This window comes from Alloscardovia sp. HMSC034E08 (genome assembly GCF_001813415.1).
GTDB classification, from domain to species: Bacteria; Actinomycetota; Actinomycetes; order Actinomycetales; family Bifidobacteriaceae; genus Alloscardovia; species Alloscardovia omnicolens.
In genome coordinates this window covers 1-24,642 of the sequence record NZ_KV812460.1, presented here as the reverse complement: position 1 = coordinate 24,642, position 24,642 = coordinate 1, and the positions used below count along the sequence as shown (strand labels likewise).

Here is a 24,642-nt window from a genome sequence, read left to right as displayed (position 1 = left end):
TCTTATTTCCTTTTCTACTCGTTCTGATTGATGGACAGTGTAGGATTCTCGCCTGAAGCAAGACGCGCATGGAGCACATCGCCTACGTGAATAAAAACTGAGTGTGGATTATCTCCGATTGAATTGGCCGCATAATTCTTTTGAATATCGCCATGAGCAGCAGACACGGGAAGAACTTCCAAAGCACCATCGGCAGCAATATCAATTGCCTGAGCCTCATACTGACTACCATCTACAGACTGCACAATAATATGGCGGCCTATAGTTGCACTGTATTCTTTAGCTAGCTCATGCATTGCAGCAGCATCATACTGAGCTAAATGATTATTGAGATAATACGCAATGCGTTCTATTAATGCGCACGTCAAGGAATCGTCACAGACGATGTCTTTACTCGCCCACTGTGCCAAAGATGTTGCAACATAAGGAACATCGCTGTGAGCATCCAGATTAGGAGTGGATTGAAGATTAATTCCTATACCCACAACAACATGCACAAGCTCAGCCTGCTCATCGACGATACTTTCGCACAAAATACCGCCTAGTTTTTTATCAGTGATATAAAGGTCATTAGGCCATTTCAATTGAACCTGCACACCGCTGAGTTCGCGAAGAGCTTCCAATGCGCCTATTCCTGCAACCGTAGACAACCATGCGCCATGCTGATCGTAGAAATTGCGAGACATCACACAGATATAACTGGCATACAGTCCTTGATTGCGCTTACTTACCCAGTTTCTTCCCATACGACCACGCCCACGAGTTTGCTCGTTCGCGCTGATTATCGTATGTATTTCTGGCTTCTCGCCCGCACTGCTCAGATACAATGCATCTGCTTTGCGCAGGTAGCGTAAAGCCGCTAGATTCGTAGAATCTATGGTTTGGTAGTGTTGCCACTGTTTGACCGATGAAACAGTAACCGCACTCATGTGTTCACATAAGTCCACATAGTCTCCTTCACAACTTTATATAAAACTACCAATAAAAACTGAATTATCCTATGGATAAAATCACAAAATTTCATGCGCGTGTTTTGTGGATTATATACAAATACATTTTTTCTCTTCACCTCTTATACATAAATAGAATAGATAATATCGGCTTATTTCCAGCATTTTCCACGTTTCGACTTGCAATTCGTCTTTAATGTTTTGTAGCATGTCTCTAAGTCATTCACCTATGACTTTCCCTTCGTCTTAAGGATAAAAATTGTTCACTTCCTCAAATTTATATGCTTTCGTTACAAAGGCTTTTAAGAACTTCTCTGTTACCAAGTACGCTTTGTTTACTCTTCTCTTTATTGCTGCAGGCTTGGCTGGCAAGGTATCTATTCCGGGCACACAGGTTGGCATTACTATGCAGACCTTCGTTCTCATGCTTGTGGCACTGAATCTTTCTCAGGTAGAAGCTGTGAGCGTTGTTGCCTCATATATTACTGTAGGCGCTTTGGGAGCACCTGTTTTCTCTGGCGGTATGAGCACTGCTGCTTTGCTTGGACCAAGCAGTGGCTTTATCTGGGGATTCCTGCCAGCTGTTGTTATTTCTCACGCTCTGATTAGCGCAATCCGCTCGCTAATCTCTTCTTCTGTTCTACGCACTCTCGGATATTTTGCTGCTTTAATTATTGGCTGCATGATTTTCCTCTACAGCGTTGGCGTTTCTGTGCAGTCCGTGGTTACCGGCATGTCGTGGACAGCTTTGATGACCGCTTCTCTCGGCTTTGTTACTTTCGATATTATTAAAGCTGTGATTGCTATTGTTGTTACCTTGGGCATCGGTTTTATCAGTTCTGCTCGTAAGCATTAATAACACTGTGTTTTTTCTTATAGAATGGTAAGCGTGCGTTCTTATAGCGCACGCTTACCACAACAAGGCAGAATGGAGCATATCTTTATGACTGGTTCACCTCAGTTCGATACTCTCGATACACAAACGCGCGAAGCCGTTGAGTTTATTGTTATTAGCTGCCTTGACGTATGTTATGCTCAGACAGATTGGTACAGAAATCTAGGAGCAAAAGAAGCAGAATATTTACGCATTATTCTGCTCACTGCTGTTACTGATTACGTAGAATACACGCGCACCCATGCTTTAGATAAAACTCATCACGAACATATTTCTGCCGATAATTTATTTAACTTAGCTCCGCTCGAAACTACCTTCGAGATTACTTTAGAAAACGTGATTGATGCTATTCGCATTGTTGTAGATATTATCGAAGATCATATTGAATTATTTGCTCCTGCAGGCCAGGAAGCAGCATATGTGCGAGCAGCTATGTATTTTTCGCGCGAAGCAGCCTTTTCTGCAGCACGTATTTACGGACGAGTTGCAGCTACACGAAGTATTTGGGATACACGCGATGAAGCATTTATTATTGAGTCCCTACTCAATCAGGACTACTCCCCTTCTCTTCAATCACGTATAGCCAATTTTAAATGGCAACCAGCTGAACGTTTCTTTGGAGTGGTGGGTAATTTTGATACCTCGAACAGTTTACATTCCAGTTTTATTCAAGCTGATTTTCGTAATGCTATTTTGAAGCTTGGCGGACAAGCCTGCATTACTTCTCATGACTCCTACACTATTCTTTTAATGGGAATGGGTGAAGAATCTTCTCGTCAGCCTTTCTTAGAAGTGATGACTGAGCTCTTCGAAAAAATTCCTGCTGTATGCTATGGTCCTGTACGCTCACGTTTGGAAGGAGCTTCGGCATCTTTGCGTGCTGCGGTGAATGGTTTTAAGGCTCGTTTTGCTTACCCTGACCATCCAAATCCTATGCGTGCAGAAGATTTACTTGCTGAACGTGCGCTTTTCGGAGACGTTGATGCTCAAGATGAGCTCTATGATAAGGTTTATGCTCCTATGAAGAAAGAGGAGCACAAAACGCAGATTCTTTCTACACTGAAGAATTATTTATTCACTAGTTTTTCTTTGGAAAAAACTGCTCGTGCTTTGAATGTGCACCCTAATACAATTCGTTATCGTCTCAAAAAGTCCGTTCAACTCACTGGATGGGATGCCACCGATTCTCATGAAGCGTATGTTTTATTAACCGCTATTAAGATTGGCCTGCATAAGGATGCTTTAGCTCTTATGCATCAGTAATTGGGGAGTTCTTCTTTACGCGCGTCACCTGAACTCCTGTCCCCCCCTGCTCCATACCCTTCTCCCCCCCTACTTAACCGATTAATACACCTCTTATGCCAGTTTTGATGCGCAAAAATGGCTTCACAAGTGGTATATCAGTTGCACGTATCGACTTCACTCATACAGGCAAAACAAAAGTCTCGCACAGTTCTCATAAACTGCACGAGACTTTTTATATTAGCTGAATTTACTCAGTAAAATCAGCAGAGCCACCCAAGTTCAGGTCTCCTCCGTCAGTTTGTCCTCCGAAATCGTTGAGGAAGTCATCTGGATTAAATTCCTGACCCAAGTCGAGATCAGCAAGGTCAATGTTTGCGAAGTCAACATCAGAGAAGTCTGCATCGCCCAAACCAGAGAAGTCACCGTTCATATCATTATCCAAACCGAAGCTTGGGTAAATAGTGTCACGGATAGCCTTATCTGGCTCTACCTTAATATTGCCGTAACGAGACAAACCGGTACCTGCTGGAATCAGCTTACCAATAATCACGTTCTCCTTCAGACCCTTCAAATCATCAACCTTCTGGCTCAAAGCAGCCTCGGTCAAGACGCGAGTAGTCTCCTGGAAGGATGCGGCAGACAACCAGGATTCGGTAGCCAAGGAAGCCTTGGTAATACCCATCAATACTGGACGTCCTACGCCTGGCTTGTTACCAGCGGCCACAGCAGCCTTGTTAGCTGCGCGGAAGATTTGCTGATCAACCAATTCACCTGGCAGATACTTGGTATCACCGGATTCGATAACGGTAACGCGGCGCAGCATCTGGTGAACAATCACTTCAATATGCTTGTCGTGAATATCTACACCCTGGCTACGGTATACATCGTGAACACCTTCCACAATGGATACCTGACCTGCACGAGCACCGAGAATATCAGTAATCTTCTTAGGATCAACAGAACCTTCGGTCAGCTGGTCACCAGCTTCAACATGCTGTCCATCCTGAACGATAACTGGGTTACGACGAGATACTGGGTATTCAATCACATCGCTACCATCATCTGGGCTGAGCAGAATCTTACGCCCTACTTCGTTATCTTCAATGCGCACAGTACCTGCATCGCTAGCAATTGGAGCTTCACCCTTAGGATTACGTGCTTCGAAAAGCTCAGCAACACGAGGAAGACCCTGCGTAATATCAGATGCCGATGCAACACCACCGGAGTGGAAGGAACGCAGCGTCAGCTGAGTACCAGGTTCACCAATGGACTGTGCTGCCACAATACCTACTGCTTCACCAATATCCACGAGGCGATTAGTTGCCAAGGACCAGCCGTAGCACATTGCGCACACACCGTTGGTGGATTCGCAGGTCAGTACGGAACGACCGGATACCTTTTCTACACCGTGAGCAACCAAATCGTTGAGCACGTCCATAGACAAAGCATCGCCGCGCTTGTACAGAACGGTTTCGCCATCTGCTGGATCAATCACATCTGCAGCCAAAATACGGGAGTATGGACCACCATCAGCGTTCTTAACCAATACGAGGTTGCCGTCAGCATCGCGTTCAGCAATCTGCATTGGCAGACCCTTCTTGGAACCGCAGTCGTGAGAACGAACAATAACATCCTGAGATACGTCTACCAGACGACGGGTGAGGTAACCAGACTCTGCAGTACGCAATGCGGTATCTGCCAGACCCTTACGAGCACCGTGCTGAGAAATGAAGTACTCGAGCACAGACAAACCATCACGGTAGTTAGACTTCACTGGACGAGCAATAGTTTCACCCTTAGGATCTGCCACAAGGCCTCGCATACCAGCAATCTGACGAATCTGCATCCAGTTACCGCGAGCTCCAGACTGAACCATGATGTTCACATTATTATCGTCATGGAAGTTCTCCTGCATAGCGTCTGCTACCTTATCGGTGCACTCTGTCCACAGGTTAATCAGCTCTTGCTTACGTTCTTCTTCGGTCAGCAGACCCATATCATACTGGTCGTTAACCTTACGAGCTTGCTCTTCGTAGGATTCTACAATCTCCTGATGATTGCTTGGAGCAACAATATCGGAGAATGCCATGGTCACACCAGACCATGGTGCACGGGTGAAGCCCAGATCCTTCAAAGCATCCAGAGTTGCTGCCACCTGCTGCGTAGAGTAACGAGCAGCAATGTCATCAACAATGCCAGAGAGCTTGCCCTTAGCTACCTGTTCATTGACGAATGGGTAGTCTACTGGCAAAGTCTCGTTAAAGAGCATACGACCGTAAGAGGTTGCAAAGAGCACAGAACCATCTGCAAAGCGCTCTTCCTGAGCAACAGTTACATTGCCGTCAATAGGATCAATAATCTCTACCTCGCCTGGCTGCCAGTTCTTTGGCAGAACGAAGCCTTCAGGCTGACGAATCAGTACCTTAGCCTGCATATCAATCTCGCCCAAGTCCAAAGCCATACGAGCTTCAGCCATGGAACTGAATACGCGACCCTGACCCTTAGCACCGTCAACAACAGTAGACAAGTAGAACAAACCAATAATCATATCCTGAGAAGGCATGGTTACGGTGTGACCGTCTGCTGGCTTCAAAATGTTGTCGGAACCCATCATCAAAGTACGCGCTTCAGCCTGAGCTTCAGCAGACAAAGGCAAATGCACTGCCATCTGGTCACCATCGAAGTCAGCGTTAAATGCTGCACAAGCAAGTGGTGGAAGGTGGATTGCTTTACCTTCTACGAGCACAGGCTCGAATGCCTGAATACCCAGACGGTGCAAAGTAGGTGCACGGTTAAGAAGTACTGGATGTTCAGCAATAACTTCTTCAAGAACATCCCACACCACAACATCACCGCGGTCTACAAGACGCTTTGCGCTCTTCATGTTCTGAGAGTAGCCCTTATCAACCAAACGCTTAATAACGAATGGCTTGAACAGCTCCAGGGCCATAGACTTTGGCAAACCGCACTGGTGCATACGTAAGGATGGTCCAACCACAATTACGGAACGCCCAGAGTAATCTACACGCTTACCCAGCAAGTTCTGACGGAAACGACCCTGCTTACCCTTGAGCATATCGGACAAGGACTTCAGTGGGCGGTTGGATGCACCTGTTACTGGACGACCGCGACGACCGTTATCGAAGAGCGAATCAACTGCTTCCTGCAACATGCGCTTTTCGTTGTTCAGCATGATTTCTGGAGCACCCAGTTCAATCAGTCGCTTCAAACGGTTATTACGGTTAATAACGCGACGATACAAGTCGTTCAAATCAGAGGTTGCAAAGCGTCCACCATCAAGCTGAACCATTGGGCGCAAATCTGGTGGAATAACTGGAACAACATCCAGAACCATAGCTGCTGGGGATTTGCCGGTATCTACGAAGGAACGTACAACCTTCAAACGCTTCAAAGCGCGAGCCTTGCGCTGACCTGTACCGGTAGCAATAGCATCTTGAAGTTCTTCAGTTGCAGCCTGCAAATCGAAGTCGAGCAAGCGCTGACGAATAGCTTCAGCACCCATGCAACCTTCGAAGTAATCACCGTAGCGATCTTCCATCTCACGCCACAGATCTACATCGCCTTCCATATCGCCAGGCTTTAAACTCTTGAACTTCTCCCATACAGCACTGCTACGAGCAATTTCGTCATCGTACTTCTGGCGAATATTCTTGAGTTCTTTTTCTGCGCTAGAACGCAATTTTGCCTTAGCTGGAGACTTTGCACCGTCTGCTTCGAGCTCAGCCAAATCTTCTTCGAGCTTCTTCGCGCGAGTATCTAACTCGTTATCGCGACGCTGAGTCAAACGGCTAATTTCTACATCAAACTCATCTTGAAGATCTGGCATATCCTTATGACGTGCATCCTCATCTACCTTAGTGACCATATAGGCAGCAAAGTAGATAACCTTTTCGAGGTCCTTTGGAGACATGTCAAGCAGGTAGCCCAAACGGGATGGAACACCCTTGAAGAACCAGATATGTGTTACTGGCGCAGCAAGTTCAATGTGTCCCATACGTTCACGGCGTACGCGGGAGCGGGTTACTTCCACACCACAACGTTCGCACACAATGCCCTTAAAGCGCACGCGCTTGTACTTTCCACATGCACATTCCCAATCGCGAGTAGGTCCAAAAATCTGCTCACCGAACAGACCGTCCTTTTCAGGCTTCAAGGTACGGTAATTAATGGTCTCCGGCTTCTTCACTTCACCGTGGGACCAGCCGCGAATCTCTTCGGCTGTTGCCAAACCAATTCGCACTTGATCAAATGCGTTTACATCAAGCATTTAATGTCCTGTCTTTTCTGTTTGTTACGTCTACTTATCGGCTTACTTATGGCTTCAGCGAGCAGCTTAGACCTGGAACTCAGATGCTACTGGCTCTTCATAACCAGCAGATGCATCTGGGCGAGATCCAATATTGAAGCCGAGATCATCAGTAGCAGAAACTGGGTCTCCGTCTTCTTCCTTCATATCGATAGCAACGCCTTCAGCGTTAAGCACTTCAACATTCAGAGACAGGGACTGCATTTCCTTGAGCAGAACCTTGAAGGATTCTGGAATACCTGCAGATGGCAAGTTATCGCCCTTAACGATAGCTCCGTATACACGTACGCGACCGTCTACGTCATCGGACTTTACAGTCATCATTTCGTGCAAGGTATGTGCTGCACCATAAGCTTCCAGAGCCCATACCTCCATCTCACCGAAGCGCTGACCACCGAACTGAGCTTTACCGCCCAATGGCTGCTGGGTAATCATGGAGTAAGGACCTGTAGAACGAGCGTGAATCTTGTCGTCTACCAAATGGTGGAGTTTAAGCATGTACATGTAGCCCACAGAAATTGGCTTGCCGAATGGTTCACCGGTACGTCCGTCGAAGAGCTGAGCCTTACCATTCTTACCCACCATATGATCACCATCACGGTTAGGTAAGGTGGTAGATAACAAACCGTTGAGTACGTCTGGCTTTACACCGTCGAAGACAGGAGTTGCTACTGGAGTACCCGGTTCACCCTTTTCTGCACCTTCTGGAATGTAGTTCTTCCATGCAGCTTCCAAATCTGGATCGATGCTAATGTCCCAACCGGACTTAGCAATCCAACCCAAGTGGAATTCGAGAACCTGACCAACATTCATTCGAGAAGGCACACCCAATGGGTTCAACATAATGTCCACTGGAGTACCATCTGCGAGGAATGGCATATCTTCTTCTGGCAGAATACGGGAAATAACACCCTTATTACCGTGACGACCTGCGAGTTTATCGCCCTGCGTAATCTTACGATGCTGGGCAATATACACGCGAATCATGTGATTTACGCCAGTTGGAAGTTCATCGCCGTCTTCTTCGGCATCTTCGCGAGTAATTTCCTTAATACCAATAACAGTACCATTCTCACCGTGTGGTACGCGTAAAGAAGTGTCACGTACTTCGCGGCTCTTCTCACCGAAGATAGCGCGCAGCAGACGCTCTTCTGGAGTCAGCTCAGTTTCACCCTTAGGTGTAACCTTACCTACCAAAATATCGCCTGGCTCTACTTCGGCACCCACGCGAATAATACCGCGGTCATCGAGGTTAGCCAAAGCATCTTCACCTACGTTTGGAAGATCACGAGTAATTTCTTCTGCGCCGAGCTTGGTTTCACGAGCATCAATCTCGTACTCTTCAATGTGAATGGACGACAATGTATCGTCCTGAACCAAACGCTGAGAAATAATAATTGCATCTTCGTAGTTGTAACCGTTCCAAGGCATGAAGGCTACGAGCAAGTTCTTGCCCAAAGCCAATTCACCCTGATCAGTTGCAGGACCATCAGCCAAAACAGATCCAACTTCAACGCGGTCTCCTTCGTTGACCAAAGGAACCTGGTTGTAGCATGTGGTCTGATTGGAGCGCTGGAACTTAACGAGCTTGTAAGAAGACTGAGTGCCATCGTCGTTGAGTACGCGAATTAAATCAGCGGACACATAGATAACAACACCATCTTTATCAGCCTTAATAACATCACCAGAGTCAACAGCTGCACGCCATTCTGTGCCCGTACCAACCAATGGTCGTTCGGACTTAATCAGAGGCACAGCCTGACGCTGCATGTTAGCACCCATCAATGCGCGGTGACCCTCATCATGCTCCAAGAACGGAATCAAGGAAGCACCCACAGACACCATCTGGCGTGGGGATACATCCATGAAATCAACCTGAGAAACAGGAACGTCCTCTGCTTCTGCGTTCGCATCTCGTACCAGAGCTTCCTGGGTTAAGAAACGACCTTCAGCATCGAGCTTCTGGTTAGCCTGTGCAATGAAGTGCTCGGATTCCTGATCTGCAGTCATGTATACCACATCGTTGGTTACCTGACCGTCCACAACCTTGCGGTATGGAGTTTCAATGAAACCGAATGGGTTCACACGACCGAAGGTTGCCAAGGAACCAATCAAACCAATGTTTGGACCTTCAGGAGATTCAATTGGGCACATACGTCCGAAGTGGGACTGGTGTACATCTCGAACTTCCATGGAGGCGCGGTCACGAGACAAACCACCAGGACCCAAAGCAGAAAGACGGCGCTTATTGGTTACTCCTGCCAGTGGATTGTTCTGATCCATGAACTGAGACAGCTGAGAAGTACCGAAGAACTCCTTAATAGCTGCTGCTACTGGACGAATGTTCAGCAGAGACTGCGGAGTAATTGCTTCAGCATCCTGAGTGGTCATACGTTCACGCACAACACGTTCCATACGAGACAAACCAGTGCGCAGCTGGTTCTGAACCAACTCACCCACCTGACGGATACGACGGTTTCCGAAGTGATCAATATCGTCTACGTCAACGCGCAGTTCAACATCTTCACCATTGCGCTTTCCTGGGAAGGTCTCGCTATCTGCATGCAAGCTGACCAAGTACTTAATGGTAGCGATAATGTCTTCACGAGACAAAGAACGATCGTTAACATCAGCTTCCAAACCAAGCTTCTGATTAATCTTGTAACGACCAACGCGAGCCAAATCGTAACGCTTGGTATTGAAGTAGAAGGAGTCAAGCAAGTTACGGCCAGCATCTGCAGTTGCAGCATCGTTTGGACGAATCTTGTGGTACAGCTCAACAAGAGCTGTTTCCTGGCTCTCTGTCTTATCCTGCTCCAAAGCAGACATAACCAAAGGATAATCCTTGAAAGCGGTAGCAATCTCGGAATCAGTCATGCCAATGGCCTTCAAGAAGACAATTGCAGACTGCTTACGCTTACGATCGATACGCACGCCCAAAACGTCGTTCTTATCGATTTCAAACTCAAGCCACGCACCACGGCTTGGAATAATCTTTGCGCCGAAAACTTCCTTATCGGAAGACTGCACGGCTTGACGATCGAAGTACACACCTGGGGAACGTACTAACTGAGAAACGATAACACGCTCAGTACCGCCAATAATGAAGGTACCATGAGGTGTTTGGAGTGGAAAATCACCCATGAACACGGTCTGGGACTTAATTTCACCAGTCTCATAGTTAGTGAATTCCGCATTCACATACAAAGGAGCAGAATAAGTGTAATCCTTTTCCTTGCACTCCTGCACGGTGTGACGTGGATCTTCGAAGTATGGATCGGAGAAGGTCAAAGACATGGTCTGAGCGAAGTTCTCAATAGGAGAAATTTCGTTAAAAACCTCGTCAAGACCGGAGATGTGAGGAACAGTAAAAGTACCGTTCTGTTCATCTTCAGTAACACGTGCCTGCCAGCGTTCGTTACCAATCAGCCAGTCAAAGCTGTCGGTTTGTACGCCGAGAAGATCAGGCACTTCAATTGGCTCACGGATAGAGCCGAAATTAACACGGTCAGTTGCCTTACGCAGTTTGATGTCATTCTCATCTGCGCGTGCAATTACTGCCGTTGCACTATTGCTTTTCTGAGCAGCCAAGGGGAATTCCTTACCATTCGCTGTAATTACATTGTTTTCGAGTTATTATCGAAAGCGATAGCAAGAGCCGCTATATACACTTGCATCACCGCTTTTAGCCCATGCCCGCAATATGACACAAGTCAGAACATGTCAAGTATATTTATTCGCAGAAGAAAAGTCAAGTTTAAACTGTTTATTTTTGTTGTTTTCTCTAGGCGTGTCGAGATTGTCCATATAGCCTGAAGGTGCTCATTATATGTTCAGAAATGAACGCTTATTCGACTTCTGTCGTATTCGTAGCAATACTCCTATAGATTCCTATGCATGCAATCAAATGTATGCGCTTAATAAACACACAAAATTTATGCAGGGTAATATTACCTACCCCGCATAAATTTTATAATTTTATTATAAGTACCATAATCAGAACAAAAAGAAGTACTGATAGCACATAAAAAGCACCGTATATCTGTCTTACTCGCAGACTCCATTTTCTATTAAAAATAATCCACGGAATAAGAAGAAGTATGCTCATAATCCCAAAAGATATCAGTTGAATATTCATAATATTACTTCCTCGGAACTGCAGTATAAGCTAGCCATATTTTTGTCTCGAGTATTACCCCATTTCCAGGCTGACGAGCCGCCCATCTCACGCTATTCTCAACTGCACTCGCATATGCGACACTCAAACCTGTTGGTATCGCCATACCCGGGAACAAGAGTGCTGATAGCGCAAAAAGATTACTTATAGTAGCTGCTCTATTCATCTCATCAGCATAATCTTCAGCAGCAGCATCCGTGTAGAAAGTAGTTCTAGAACCCCACCAGAACATCTCCGACTTGACGTTAGGTTTTGAACGTTTAGAACGAATTCCACTTTTTTCATGGATAAGACCTGTAGGGTAAATCTCTTTATTGCCACTCTTCAAAATGCTATTTGCTGAAGTGATAGTTTCATAAACACTATTGACAAATTGTTCAGAACTTCCTTGATACTAATTTTCTAAGAAAAGCTCTTTCTTGTTTTCTTGAACAAATTGGGCAATCTCACCACGAGAAATACCAATGCGGTTCGCTGAAGTATTAATAGTACTATTGACTAAAAATATCAATCTGTCATTTGCTGAACGCTCATGTGCATATACTCGAGGGAGCAAAGCTATACACAACATTAGAGCAGTAATAACAGATAAACTAATGTTTATTATTTTGCATTTTTTCATTTCACCCTCTCTCCATTGAGATCCTTAAGCTCATTCCATCATTGAAATAAACTCATTACCAATTGTACTCCAAAATGTGTGTATACACACGTGTCATGTGAATATACACACAGCAATCATGCGTAATACAAAAAACCCTGAACTAAGCTTGTCTGCCAGACCCAGTTTTACAACAAGGAGCAGAAAGTTCACGTAGTTCAGGGCTTGGGCTTGTATCGCGCTCTTTAACGCTCAATAACGATAGCGAGCAGAGGCAAAAGCTATAATGAAGAGGCAAAAGCTTTAGTTATTCGCAGCCGCAACATCTCCCGCAGCATCGACCACTGATTGAGCAGAAGTTTCAGCTGTCCAGCGCGTTCTAAACTTAAGAAGAGCCATAACAGCCCATGCCGCAAGAAGAAGCGCACAAATACCGTCAACAACAAACAAGATAATCTTCCACGTGTCTATGCGAGCGCGAGGTTCTCCATTCTCATAGCGCCAAGAGTTCACCGTTGTGTACAAAATATTGCGCGTTGCTCGACGCATTTCAATAACAGCAGTAGCACTGAAGTCAGTGACATAATTCGTGGTTTTTGCTGTAGCAAGCATAATATCTGTTCCGCCGCGAATAAGCTGATCAGTATTTTGGTACCCGTAGTTTGGACCAGAGAAGTAGTCTGTTTCTACCATTCCTCTAAAGCCCCGCTCGTCACGCAAGACGGTTTGGTTCAACGGCAAGGAAGCACTGGCATAAGTATTACCAATATAGTTGAATGCTCCCATAATCGCCATCGAGTTCACACCTGCATTAAGATTTGCTTTGATGACTGTTTCAAAAGGCTTCAGATAGATTTCTCGAATAGCCTGCTCGTTAGACCATGTTGTCAGCTGCCCGTTACGCTGCGTTTCTTGTTCATTTAGCGCGAAATGCTTAGTAAAAGCATATACGCCATACTGAGCAGCGCCCAGAACTTGTCCCGAAGCTAAAGAGCCTGTGAGTAATGGATCTTCAGAGAAATATTCAAAATTTCGTCCTCCAAATTCGCTGCGGTGAATATTAATTGAAGGAGCATACCATCCTGCAATATTGAGTTCGTGAGCCATCACACCAATGTTTTCACCGAATTCACGGGCTAGCTGTTTGTTCCAGCTATTGGCTAACACAATATTTGCTGGCAGACCAATAGAAGAAACACCTGTGAAATTATCTTTGAGTGCTGCTGGACCGTCTACATCTGCTAAGCGAATTTTGCCAATTGAATCAATCGCCGCATTCGAGTACCCACCATTGGCAATCAGATTATTCATCTCATCAATGCTAAGCTGGTCGAGAAGCTTGTCCCATAATTTATCGTCATAGGCTTTTCCTCGAAGCTGAGCCAAGCGAATACCATTCTTGGCGCCTGTTGTTGGCATCTTATCATCAGCTTTATCGAACTTGTGCGGATCATAGTTTCCGTTATTGTAAAAGGTTGATTTAGCTTCATCTGACATCTCAAAATTCGTTGGAGCCGCCACAGCCTGCGCATAGTTTTCGAAACTATTGTGGCGAGACAGATAGGTTACACCACCTTGTACGTCATCAAAAACATTCGTCGCTACTTTCTGATCTTGAGAATGCGTATGCTCAGCAGTATTGTACGTTATTGTTGAATCCACAGTAATATTCTTCGAGTCAATAATATGATGACTATCTTGGCGAATAGAAATATTGTAATCGCCTTGCTCAAGCACATACGCACGAGCATTCTTGTAGTCATACGATGCTAAATCATCTTCAGCGAAAGAGATCTTGACTGTTTGAGATTGTCCTGGAGCTAGTTCCTCAGTTTTGTCGTAGGCAATCAGATTTGCTGTTGCTTTTTCAATTCCTCCTTCAGTATAAGGAGGATTCGAGTAGACTTGCACAATATCTTTGCCTGGCACAGAACCCGTATTTGTAACTGTTACGTCAAAGCTGACTATACCCTGTGCATACGTTATATCGCCCATCGTTTGCTGGAAAGTCGTGTAGCTCAAACCGTATCCGAACGGGAACTGAACAACGTCATCATAGTTTATAACACCTAAGTCAGATGCTGTTTCAAAGAAACGATATCCAACATAAATACCCTCTACGTAATTTACAAAACGAGGAGAACGCAGTCCTCGAGCAGATTCAATCTCAAATTCCTGAGCATTCACATACTTAAAGTCTCCAAAATTATTGAAACTTGGAGAGGCAGTGAAATCTTTGATAAATGTATCTGCAGTTTTACCAGATGGATTAACTGTTCCTTTCATAATCTCACCGATAGCTTGGAATCCGGCTTGACCAGGATGAGGTGCCCATAGCACAGATTTAATCTGCGAATAATCCTGCAGGAAACCCATTTCAAAAGCATTTGCACCGTTATACAACAGGATTACTTTATTAAAAGAACGTGTAACAAGGTCAAGCATATCTTTTTCTGTATGATTCAGCTCGAGATAATGCTGCCCCTCTTCAAAATCCTTATACTGCGAAGAATTGTTGGTATACACCACATCCGAAGCATTCATATTTTTAGGCAGGTCAAGACCTTCTCCACCCACGCGACCAATGACTACAACAGCAGTATCGGAGAATTTTTGTGCTCCATCTATCAGTTGCTGTGAATAGTTAGTTGCTGGAGGTTCTGGCAAGGTCCAGTCTGCTTTAGTCACAGAAATTTCGCCACGTGTTGTGGAATAGTCGGTATAGAACTTCTCTAAATCTTTGTTGGTAGTAAAACCAGCAGATTTCAATGAGTCAAGAATAGATGTGGTTGGGTACGCATCAGACAGTGCTCCGGAACCAGTTCCTCCATAAATCGGATTTGTAGATGCCCACCCGAAAACATTAATTCGCCCTGGCTGAGAAATTGGTAGCGTGTTCTCCTTATTTTGTAAAAGAACTGCACCTTCACGTTCAAGATTAACAGCAAGAGCATTCGTCTTATCGACAGTGCTGTGCGTAAGAGCTAGGCGCGCACTCGTAGATAACGTCAGCACGTTACTCAAAGGTCCCAAAAGCATCATCGACATCGTTACCACTATGGTCGTCAACGCCACAATCCACGTACCCGAATGACTCAATTTACGCACGCTACGATGAGCAACCAATTTTTTATTCACACCAATCGTAAGCAAAAGCGCAATCAAAACTATAACGCCCGCAGTAATAAGATATGTCCGTACTGAACCGAGCACAGCAAGAACATCATCTATATTAAGTTCAAGCATCAGTCATCCTTTCTTCATATCGCTTTCTTCATATCGCCTCCTTTCACCAGTGAAAAGAGTCCTCGTTGCGACCCTACGAGCATATATAGAAAGCCATAGTGTGCTCAATGACCACATACGAAATAATTGTGGCATTGCCACACAATAAGGGATAATGGGTATAAACTCGTGATTGGGCTCACCCGCTTTTATCGCATTACCCGCCTAAAGCAGCGCGAAAGGATATTATGAACACGGCTCACAACAAACATTCTTCACGCTGGATGCGCACTCACCACGCCATTGAACGTGCTTTTGTTGAAATGCTATCGAACCACAGCCCAGACGATATAACAGTTTCCTCGTTAACGCAGCATGCAAGAATTCATAGAAAAACTTTTTATTTGCATTTCACCAGTATTGATGATGTATACGAAGATTATGTGCAAACCTTAGCGCACCAATACAGTGAGATAATTCGCGATCTTCCTTTGCCATACGATTATTACACTTTATCGCGTATTATGTTTGATTTTTATACGCAGTCCAAGCAGGTAGAAAAAATATTTACTCATCCACGTTATCGTGCTCTTGCTGATCAATTTATTATCCATACGACGAAATCAAATAGATTACGATACAATCCGTATAAAAATTTTACTGAGGATGAGCAAGAGCTTATCAACACTTTTGTTGTGTATTCTTCTGTTAATGTTTTTCGCCGCTGGGCTCTTTCAGGAAAGAAAGTACCTCGAGAGCGCACTATACAAATTTTAGGAGATTTACTTGAGCAAGGCGTTGCTCCTGCGCGAGCGCCATACACGCCATCGAAAGACACGAACGAACAGTAATTGCACTGTTTTTGAAAATACTCGCTTGCGCGACAAGCTCTAGCAGCATTTTATGAAAGTGCTTTTATATGATAGCGTTAGCTCATCATGAGAAAAACTTTTCCCTCGTCAGCGCAGCTGCTTCAACAGGTTCAATCTGGGCAGACCTTATCTGCTCGTCGTAGCATATATCTGGTTGCTATTCTGTCTTTACCAACAATTGCAGCGCAGTTATCGTATATTGTGATGCAATATATTGACGCTGGTATGGTTGGTCATTTAAGCACGCATGCGTCGGCTTCTATTGGTCTCGTTTCGCCTGTAACATGGGTTTTTCAAGGATTATGTTTTGCTTTAACCGCTGGGTTTAGTGTTCAGGTAGCTCAAGCCTGCGGATCGCAACACAATGCTGTGGCTCGCAATACAATGAAACAAGGTTTGATTGTTGGATTGTGTTTTTCTGCCCTTTTATCTGTGCTGAATATTTCTTTATCTGCTTTCATACCTGTATGGCTTGGCGGAGACCCTGAAATTCGTTCTGATTCGACTGCATATATCTGTATTTTTGGTGCGTCTTTGTGCGCGTTACAGATTACTTCTTTGGGTAGCGCAATGATTCAAAGCACTGGAAATATGAAAATCCCCAGTGTTGTTAGCATTATTATGTGCTTGTGCGACGTTCTCTTCAACTCTATGCTTATTTATCCTGCTCACACATATAGCTGGGGGTATTATTCTGTGCTGTGGCCTGGAGCCAATTTATGTGTAGCCGGCGCAGCATTAGGAACAGCTCTTGCTGAGCTTGTGGGAGCACTTATCTATCTGTGGTATATGCTTCTTCACAGCCCATTTTTGAAACTGCACTCTCATGAACGTTTGCATTTTCATCGTTCAATTTTATTGACTGCGCTGAAAATTAGTGCGCCTGTTGCCGTTGAAAATGCTGTGACTAATTGTGCACAAGTGGTGAGCACACGCATTATTGCGCCTTTAGGAACCACAGCAATTGCTGCTAATGCTTTTGCTGTAACTGCTGAAAGTATTTGTTATCAACCAGGTTACGGTATTGGTTCTGCTTCTACAGCCATTGTTGGACAATCTATTGGAGCAAAGCAACGTATTATGTCTCAGCGTTTCGCTTGGCTTTCTATTGCACTGGGAATTGTCACTATGAGTATTGCTGGCATAGTGATGTTTATTGGAGCGCCTTATATTATTGCTTTGCTCTCCCCTGATAAGGATATTCAGTCCGTTGCTTCGACTGCTTTGAGGATTGGCACTCTTGCTGAGCCATTTTTTGCTGTGTCGATTGTAGCTTCTGCTGCTTTGAGAGGAGCTGGGGATACTTTAGTGTCCAGCTTCTTTAATGCTGGAACTATCTGGGCTATACGCGTGCCTCTTGCTATATTTTTATGCCCATTATTGGGAGTGAATGGTTACTGGTTAGCGTGTGTTATTCAGTGGTGGATTTGCGGAGCTTTGTTCTTATATAGGGTAAAAAGCAATGTGTGGCTTAACAAGCTCTCACGTGAAAGTTAAGCCACACATATTTATTTACCAGCGATCATGCACATACTGACGAATATGCTCGTTATACAAATCTTCTAAAGCCTCACGTAATTGTGCTGGTAGAGGAGCAAGATCAGCAGCTTGACTATTGCTCTTCACCTGTGTGGTATTACGACCTCCAGAAATAACAGTGCTTACACCTTCTTGGTCTAAAATCCATCTCAATGCTACTTGCGCAGGGCTGGCTTGAGGAACATATTCGCGTGCGAGCGCGCTAAATGTTTGAGCAGCTTCTACCCCAACATCAAAAGGAACACCTGCAAAAGTCTCTCCCACATCGAAGGACTCATCGTGACGATTGTACGTGCGATGATCTGTTGGCGCGAAAGTGGTATCTTTCGTATATTTTCCGCTCAATAATCCTGATGCAAGAGGTACGCGAACAATAATCGCTGTTCCTGTTTCTATTGCTCGTGGAAGCACTTCTTCTAATGGTTTTCTGCGGAAAACATTCATAATAATTTGTATAGATGCCACATGGTCACGTTGCATAGCTAATAAAGCTTGCTCGCATGTTTCTACGCTCACTCCATACCGAGCGGTACGACCTTGCTCTACCATATCATCAAGGAAATCATAGGTGCGCTGTGCAGTAATCACACCCGTTGGAGGGCAATGTAACTGCACTAAATCTAAAGTATCCATCTGCAAATTAATGCGTGAACGGTCATTCTATACAATAAAATTATCTCGATCGTACTCATCGAAAAATCTGAGACCCTCCGCGTCCCATTTTCGTAGCAATAAAAAGTTTCTTATCCAGATGATTCTTTCTGAACTGACCTACAAACTGCTCACTTCTGCCATCGCCACATACACCGGCGGTATCAATAAAAATAACGCCTTGCTCAACCACGGTCTCAAGCACTGCATAAGCATCCTTTGGTGTAGCTTCTCCCCCAATCGGTGCCTAATTGCCACGTACCTAATCCAATTTCCGATACAGGCGTCCCTAAACGTGATGCGTGTCGCGTGTGCATAAAATACTCCTTTGTATGTGTGGTGCAATGTTTTTATTGTACTTGATGTGAGTCGATTGATATGTGTTCTTTAATGATTCTACGGATCTAATAAGCGACAATATGTAGACTCCAGTGACATCACTCTATGCGTGCAACTATGGCTTTTGGAAGCTGCTCGTATCCGCTACAAAAGGTAATGGCGGAGTATTGACATCATACTCATGACATTTCGCTAAAATTGATTCTCGTATCACCGGCCATACTGGAACAACAATCTGAGAACCAGATTCTATATGTTCGTCCGCAAATTTCACTCCATAATCACACGTTGTTGAGAAAAACCCTTGTTCTTCACTATCGATATCAGAAAGTATGCTCATCGTCGCTCTCACAACGAAATCAATAAACCCATTATTTTTCTGCTCATCCATAGAGAAGTGTAGCGTAAATCTACTATTGAGAATAGACGTATTATCAGCAGGAAGAATTTTGTGGCTGGTATCACTAAGAAGGGTAACTCGTTCAATGTCCATCAGTTTTCACCTTCTTTAACTGAAAGTCAACACTGGAGTTCCCCACTGATGCAAAGATCGCTACATAGAATTTTTCTTCATCTCTGACTCTAAACTCAAGGATGTTGATGTACCACTTTTCTCGTCTTCATAGTCATCGGAAGCAATAATTTCAAGTTTCAAACGCCCATTAACACCTTGCACATAATCGACAAGGTTGTCGAGCATACCAGTATAGCCATTTTTAATCTGAGAAATATATGTTTGCGTCACTCCCATGCTCTCTGCAAGCTGCCCCTGAGTCATCTTACGCTTTCTACGCAATTCAGTCATCTGCATAAGAATATTATCGACAGCTCGATAGTTTGCATAGGCGTTACGACGGCGTTCTCACCTCTGCCCATTTAGTTCATTCGGCATAATCCGAACCTTGCCCAACAGAAAATTGCTATATTTAATATTATTGCAACAAAGTACTATACTGACTACTCTTAAATAGACGAATCGCAAGTCGAATACATTCATTTTGCTCTTCACGAACAATTTTGTCGATTTTATGCGGTCACGGCTTCATATGAATCACTAATCCTATAATTAAATGAGGATAATTGGTTCACCAACATAATGCCTAATCTGTAAAGTTTTCTGCGAAGGCGGTAAACTACTTTTATACAGATTCGTAAAGTATCGCCATCGATGTTCAAAGATAGGTAGCTTTTCCTTTTGACAGAGCCGAGGTGAATCAATATACCAGTTAATCTGGCTGCCAGAACACAGTAATTCAAGTTTTGCTAGGAAGAAACAGAATAAGTCATCTTCATATTTCTCTTTATTTGATGATTTTACTGAACCGTCAGCGAGCGCGTCTCCAGCAAATTTCGCCGCCAGATTATCTGCTACTTCCTCAATCCCCTGTTTGGGATTACTTACCCACTTATACGACAGGATTTGACCTTGACCACATCTTGTTTTATATGATTTCATATTGATCTTCCGCTAGTCCCAATAACATCGGCACATTATCTGTGTCTGGTAACACGGATACTAATACGCTAATTCTTGAGAGAGTATCACTCTATGTATTGATAAAACGTGTTTTAGGACAAATTATTAGCGGATGAAGTGTGCTGCACGTCTAAATGGACAGTTATTTGATAACTCTTTCTATAAAATCATTCAAACTCGTATGCTTCGAAGAACGTGACTCATAATAATGTACGTCATAATCTGACGCAGACAGATCCATAGTCAAAGCATCCCACTTACGATTATCATTCATATTTACAGCTACAGCTACTTTATGCTGATTCCACTGCACCCAGTATTCGTTAGCAGAAAAAGGCGCGAAACCATCATCAGGCAAAACACGGCATCGGGTATTTCTTTCACAGTTAAAACACTTGTCCGTTCATACAAGCTTGCCGAACCAAGCAAAAGAAATGAGTGTTCTTGCGCGACAAGAGTGTGCTGACCATCCGGAGAAGATAATTCTGTATAACTTGCTCCTGCATGACTCATTAGCAAAACAAAAGAGGCAAGAAAAGAAATCAGCATAATTGGAATCCATCCCAGTAAAACAAGAAGAAATCTAGCTATACGCTCAGATATTTTCCATAGGCGTATAAAACCGTAAAGGATCCAAAGCAGCGGAATAAAACCTAAGATGTAATACACATCCCGCGCAGTTATATGAGCTACATAAAGATTAATCAGAACATTTTGATGAGGAACACTGTCTAGAAAACAGACGATAACCGTGAAAACAAACCAACATAGAGTGAGTATAGCGCATAGCCAATGTGCTGGAATTTTCTTTTTCATGCTGACCTATTTCTGCGGTACCGATAGACACTATTATAAGACAGCTGGGAAGGCGAAGTTTTAGGAAAACTATAGACACGTTTAAAAGCAAATTTCGTAGAAGAAACTGGTACTGTATGTCCTGTTGCAGCGTAATGGCAACGATTGTGCAAGCTCGGTAAAATCCGCGTATGATTGGGCTGTTTGCGTCGTAGTCGATACTGATTTCTTGGAAGTAGTTTGAGCACATGGTTGCCTGGTTACCCATTGACAAAATTGAGTAGCTTACGTACTGTTCTCTCGATAGTTTACGGTTCATCCACTTATGTGTAATCCACCATAACTTTTCATCGATTTAACTGTTTTTAACATTGTTACAAGGAACTTATTGAGACTGAAACATCATCGGTTATCTTGTGGAATTGGTGGTTCTTGTCCGGTCATTTTGTGGTCTTCCCTATTTTTATTGACCACTCTGCCATGCAGATGCACAGACCATATCTCGTAGCGGAGAATGTTTTTACAAGCAGCGTGAGCAAGAACCGAACTTGCGTAGTAATAGTTGCTTCGGTTTTACAATCTGGCATTTTTGACCACTTGACTGTCACGGCAACAAATGAGATAATCTGAGAAAGGCTAAACGGTCACTCCGTATTGGGGAGATTGGTTTAGCCTTAATCATTTTTGAATCTCAAAAGTTTTTTATCTTTACCGACGAGAAGGCACTCGTTTATACCTCTCTCCTTCATCTTTCTCTGAATGAGCCCAATAACAATGTCATCTGATAAACCTGTATTCAAATTATTAAAAATGACACGAACTGGCTGATTTGGTCGTTGAAAATATTTTTTGAATTGTTTTTTTGCTGTTCTGAAATTGTTCTCTACAAGTTTTTGACTCTCACCTATTGGGCTCTTAATTTCCCAAATTTGCGAATTCATTGCTGCGTCTATGTCAGAGCCTTTCGCACCATTGAGACTCTTTAATGTCGCGATATCTTTGAATCCGTTCTCCGAAAGTATCTTGTAGACATCATAATCCCGATGTTCCACGCCATTTTTTATCTTCTCCTCTGGCTCATTCCACGTAACACTGCTGTTTGTTCCATTGTTAAGCCATGCGCGGTCTCGTGTACGCATTTCAGCGAGTATCTGGTTACGTTTCCATACATCGTAACCCGGAATCGTAGTATCTTTAAGCTGTTGTAATACCCATTGATGATATCGATCACGGCTTGCATATTGTTCTACAGCATCGCGACACTTCGCGTACTGTTCATACAGCCTGTCTGGATTATAGTCGGGCACAGACTACTTACCCCACGACGGGATAATCAAACAATTATCATGCAAATGAAACTTATGTGTTTCTCCTGCAGTATCTTCAGAATGGCATACGAAACCATGAGAAGCAATAATTACACACCATCCACAGGCTATATCTTGAGGAACACGCGCACAGCGTACAGCGCGTGAATCTTTCGTAGCTGTATACAATGTGGTTAAATTCGAGGTACGATGCGCTACATCATATGCAAGATTAATCTACTGCAAAGAATCATTACGATTGAACTGAGCAACTGCTTGCTCCCACATATCTTCAATGGTTAAACGCGCACAATCATATCCCGTATATACCTGTTTCCAAGTTAGGTCATCAAAATTCGTATGAGAAGACCAATGTAACGTATCATATAAACCTTGGTCTGCTTGAACAATGAATTCGTTATAATCTTCAAGTTCTATATCCGATGCAGTAGCCCACAATTCGCGACTAGCAGCGTAGTAACGAGCAGCTTCTTCGCTCAACTGTTTTGCATAATCAGTGACGATATTACGATATAACTCAATTTGTACTAGAAAATCGTCTGAACCCTCAAGCTGGATTATACGTTGATTAAAAACAGTATCAATCTGTTTAATCATTTCTTGATGCTTCTTATATAACGCATCTAGATTAGCTTGCAAACTGGGACTAGCATCTTCATGCAGTTGAAGAATCAAAGAACGATTCGTCTTGGACTTATCCGTCACAATTCCCCTCCCGCTTTTGAAGAGATGATATTGTTATCAGCGTTGCTCACTCTAAGGACGCTCACGCCTTAAACGGCTTATCATATGGCATCCGAACTTTCATGCGCCTTAAACCTACACGCCCGTTAAATTCGAAGAGCTGTTGCTCTCGCGTATTCTACTGAAGTGTACTGGGTTTCAATTTCTAGCCGGATGCAGTACCCCAGTTTTGTGTGAAGCTGTGAATCGTTCCACCATGAAACCCACAGGAATATCACGATTCCAAGGTCAATGACATCACCTTGGTGAACCAGGATGAGTCAGCTCATTCTTATACGGATTCATCAACATTCTCGTCTAGCGTATTGCCAAACGAATCACCCAGTAGCCTGCACTGTGAGCAAGACAACGCTAGGCAGGACTAGCATAGTCGAGCCAAAATGTCAACACAATCAACGAATAACACCCCACCAACAATTTTGTCGTATAACCCTAAATCTATATATAATCAGGAATTTTTTAATAACAACTTATTAACTGCAGGACGATATTCATCTCTATCTTCTTGCTGAAGTAAACCATAAACATCAATAAGCACGTTTCTAGGAATCGCGACTTGATGCTCAAGAATCGATGCAAACAGCCAACTTAAGCTATAGTACTGCTCACCTGCATCAGCCCCCTCATCTAAATCGACGAATTCATCAACAACAGGGGTACCAGCACAATATTTTTTTAACTGCTGGTATGCTTCTTCATACTCTCTATCTGCCCCCATATAATCTCCTTTTGTTGTTCAGTAACAGGATGCACTCTATTAACCATAAACCGACCGCAAGTATTACGTCTTTTCTGTAACCAAACTCGAAGTAACTGATTACCGACCTTTTTATAACAGAATTTCCGATTCTCGCCTTTTAATTCTGTATAATCAGGATTGGTAACACTTTCCATTACCGCATATTTAATATATTCTTCAGTCCACTCTTCAGGGAAACGTGTTTTATTTTCATCATTTGAATTATAACCATGATTAACAAAAATATGGTTCCATACACTCTCTCGAGGCCGAACAAAATCTTTAGGGCAGGTGCGAGATAAATCATAAACACCATTTTTTACTTGCCTAGGGAACAAGTGGGTCATTACACGAGTCACTTCAACAGGTGTGTGGTGTCATGGCATAATTCCGTTTTTATCCGTGCGTGTCGAACTCGCACATCAAACCAAAACGCACTCATTGATTACACCGGCGTATTCTACCTCACAAAACGTCCTAGGGACCTTAGCAATATGCAGACAGATCCGTTGCTCTTAGCTCATCGCACAAGCACACAATCCCCAAGGAATACCCTAATACCAGTCCCATAACATCGTTCCTGCAAGAGATAGTACAGCTCTGGAATTACTTCAACACACGATATAGCATGGAGGAAAATAAACAAAACATCACACCACAACACATGAAAACAAAAAATCTCACGACACAGCCAGCGGAACTATGTCGTGAGACATGACAAAAGCGGATGATAAGGGA

At 43.8% G+C, this 24,642-nt stretch carries 21 protein-coding genes; 4 read left to right on the top strand and 17 right to left on the bottom strand.

Annotated elements, in window-relative coordinates:
• Nucleotides 1–14: 14 nt before the first annotated feature.
• Nucleotides 15–947 (bottom strand): biotin--[acetyl-CoA-carboxylase] ligase, encoded by a 933-nt coding sequence (locus HMPREF2909_RS00510; RefSeq protein ID WP_148130756.1) that lies wholly within the window; start codon nucleotides 945–947, stop codon nucleotides 15–17.
• A gap of 262 nt (nucleotides 948–1,209) precedes the next feature.
• Between HMPREF2909_RS00510 and HMPREF2909_RS00505 the strand changes: the two genes are divergently transcribed.
• Together HMPREF2909_RS00505 and HMPREF2909_RS00500 are read left to right on the top strand one after the other, a co-directional pair.
• Nucleotides 1,210–1,806: a biotin transporter BioY gene (locus HMPREF2909_RS00505; RefSeq protein ID WP_022856764.1), complete on the top strand. Its 597-nt coding sequence runs from the start codon at nucleotides 1,210–1,212 to the stop codon at nucleotides 1,804–1,806.
• An 87-nt stretch (nucleotides 1,807–1,893) separates the two neighbouring features.
• Nucleotides 1,894–3,108, top strand: a complete 1,215-nt coding sequence (locus HMPREF2909_RS00500; RefSeq protein ID WP_071414829.1) for a PucR family transcriptional regulator — start codon at nucleotides 1,894–1,896, stop codon at nucleotides 3,106–3,108.
• A gap of 229 nt (nucleotides 3,109–3,337) precedes the next feature.
• Here the strand turns inward: HMPREF2909_RS00500 and HMPREF2909_RS00495 are convergent, their stop codons facing one another.
• The 4 genes from HMPREF2909_RS00495 to HMPREF2909_RS00475 form a co-directional block, all read right to left on the bottom strand.
• Nucleotides 3,338–7,378: a DNA-directed RNA polymerase subunit beta' gene (locus tag HMPREF2909_RS00495; RefSeq protein WP_071414828.1), complete on the bottom strand. Its 4,041-nt coding sequence runs from the start codon at nucleotides 7,376–7,378 to the stop codon at nucleotides 3,338–3,340.
• Nucleotides 7,379–7,444: 66 nt separating this feature from the next.
• Nucleotides 7,445–11,008 carry a DNA-directed RNA polymerase subunit beta gene (gene rpoB / locus HMPREF2909_RS00490; protein WP_071414827.1) on the bottom strand — a complete coding sequence of 1,188 codons (3,564 nt, stop codon included), beginning with the start codon at nucleotides 11,006–11,008 and terminating at the stop codon, nucleotides 7,445–7,447.
• Between the two features lie 980 nt (nucleotides 11,009–11,988).
• Nucleotides 11,989–12,216 (bottom strand): hypothetical protein, encoded by a 228-nt coding sequence (locus tag HMPREF2909_RS00480; RefSeq protein WP_071414825.1) that lies wholly within the window; start codon nucleotides 12,214–12,216, stop codon nucleotides 11,989–11,991.
• Between the two features lie 282 nt (nucleotides 12,217–12,498).
• A complete protein-coding gene (locus HMPREF2909_RS00475; RefSeq protein WP_071414824.1) occupies nucleotides 12,499–15,441 on the bottom strand; it encodes a glycoside hydrolase family 3 protein in 2,943 nt (980 codons plus the stop codon).
• Between the two features lie 227 nt (nucleotides 15,442–15,668).
• Here HMPREF2909_RS00475 and HMPREF2909_RS00470 point away from each other — a divergent pair, with 227 nt between their 5' ends.
• Together HMPREF2909_RS00470 and HMPREF2909_RS00465 are read left to right on the top strand one after the other, a co-directional pair.
• The gene (locus tag HMPREF2909_RS00470) at nucleotides 15,669–16,271 is read left to right on the top strand and encodes a TetR/AcrR family transcriptional regulator (RefSeq protein ID WP_084797171.1); all 603 of its coding nucleotides are present in this window, start codon (nucleotides 15,669–15,671) and stop codon (nucleotides 16,269–16,271) included.
• A gap of 87 nt (nucleotides 16,272–16,358) precedes the next feature.
• On the top strand, nucleotides 16,359–17,789 hold the full coding sequence (locus HMPREF2909_RS00465; protein WP_071414823.1) for an MATE family efflux transporter: 1,431 nt from the start codon (nucleotides 16,359–16,361) through the stop codon (nucleotides 17,787–17,789).
• 15 nt (nucleotides 17,790–17,804) lie between these two features.
• Here the strand turns inward: HMPREF2909_RS00465 and HMPREF2909_RS00460 are convergent, their stop codons facing one another.
• The 12 genes from HMPREF2909_RS00460 to HMPREF2909_RS08980 form a co-directional block, all read right to left on the bottom strand.
• Complete coding sequence (locus HMPREF2909_RS00460; RefSeq protein WP_256375674.1) at nucleotides 17,805–18,464, bottom strand: aldo/keto reductase; 660 nt, start codon at nucleotides 18,462–18,464, stop codon at nucleotides 17,805–17,807.
• A 55-nt stretch (nucleotides 18,465–18,519) separates the two neighbouring features.
• Complete coding sequence (locus tag HMPREF2909_RS09600; RefSeq protein ID WP_256375676.1) at nucleotides 18,520–18,675, bottom strand: aldo/keto reductase; 156 nt, start codon at nucleotides 18,673–18,675, stop codon at nucleotides 18,520–18,522.
• Between the two features lie 261 nt (nucleotides 18,676–18,936).
• The gene (locus tag HMPREF2909_RS00455; RefSeq protein ID WP_071414822.1) at nucleotides 18,937–19,314 is read right to left on the bottom strand and encodes a hypothetical protein; all 378 of its coding nucleotides are present in this window, start codon (nucleotides 19,312–19,314) and stop codon (nucleotides 18,937–18,939) included.
• A gap of 60 nt (nucleotides 19,315–19,374) precedes the next feature.
• Nucleotides 19,375–19,626, bottom strand: a complete 252-nt coding sequence (locus HMPREF2909_RS00450; protein ID WP_071414821.1) for a helix-turn-helix domain-containing protein — start codon at nucleotides 19,624–19,626, stop codon at nucleotides 19,375–19,377.
• A gap of 261 nt (nucleotides 19,627–19,887) precedes the next feature.
• The gene (locus HMPREF2909_RS00445; protein ID WP_071414820.1) at nucleotides 19,888–20,277 is read right to left on the bottom strand and encodes a hypothetical protein; all 390 of its coding nucleotides are present in this window, start codon (nucleotides 20,275–20,277) and stop codon (nucleotides 19,888–19,890) included.
• 163 nt (nucleotides 20,278–20,440) lie between these two features.
• Nucleotides 20,441–20,572, bottom strand: coding sequence for a hypothetical protein (locus HMPREF2909_RS09595; RefSeq protein ID WP_256375673.1), 132 nt, complete (start codon nucleotides 20,570–20,572; stop codon nucleotides 20,441–20,443).
• Nucleotides 20,573–20,586: 14 nt separating this feature from the next.
• Complete coding sequence (locus HMPREF2909_RS08985; RefSeq protein WP_148130755.1) at nucleotides 20,587–21,114, bottom strand: hypothetical protein; 528 nt, start codon at nucleotides 21,112–21,114, stop codon at nucleotides 20,587–20,589.
• 653 nt (nucleotides 21,115–21,767) lie between these two features.
• The gene (locus HMPREF2909_RS00435; RefSeq protein ID WP_071414818.1) at nucleotides 21,768–22,400 is read right to left on the bottom strand and encodes a hypothetical protein; all 633 of its coding nucleotides are present in this window, start codon (nucleotides 22,398–22,400) and stop codon (nucleotides 21,768–21,770) included.
• Nucleotides 22,401–22,403: 3 nt separating this feature from the next.
• Complete coding sequence (locus HMPREF2909_RS09950) at nucleotides 22,404–22,637, bottom strand: VG15 protein (protein ID WP_441294122.1); 234 nt, start codon at nucleotides 22,635–22,637, stop codon at nucleotides 22,404–22,406.
• Entirely contained in the window at nucleotides 22,638–23,126 is a 489-nt protein-coding gene (locus tag HMPREF2909_RS00430) for a hypothetical protein (RefSeq protein WP_071414817.1), read from the bottom strand. It abuts the gene before it with no gap.
• Nucleotides 23,127–23,613: 487 nt separating this feature from the next.
• Complete coding sequence (locus HMPREF2909_RS00425) at nucleotides 23,614–23,883, bottom strand: hypothetical protein (RefSeq protein ID WP_071414816.1); 270 nt, start codon at nucleotides 23,881–23,883, stop codon at nucleotides 23,614–23,616.
• Nucleotides 23,841–24,263: a hypothetical protein gene (locus tag HMPREF2909_RS08980; protein WP_148130754.1), complete on the bottom strand. Its 423-nt coding sequence runs from the start codon at nucleotides 24,261–24,263 to the stop codon at nucleotides 23,841–23,843. Before HMPREF2909_RS08980 ends, HMPREF2909_RS00425 begins: the two co-directional genes overlap by 43 nt.
• Nucleotides 24,264–24,642 lie beyond the last annotated feature (379 nt).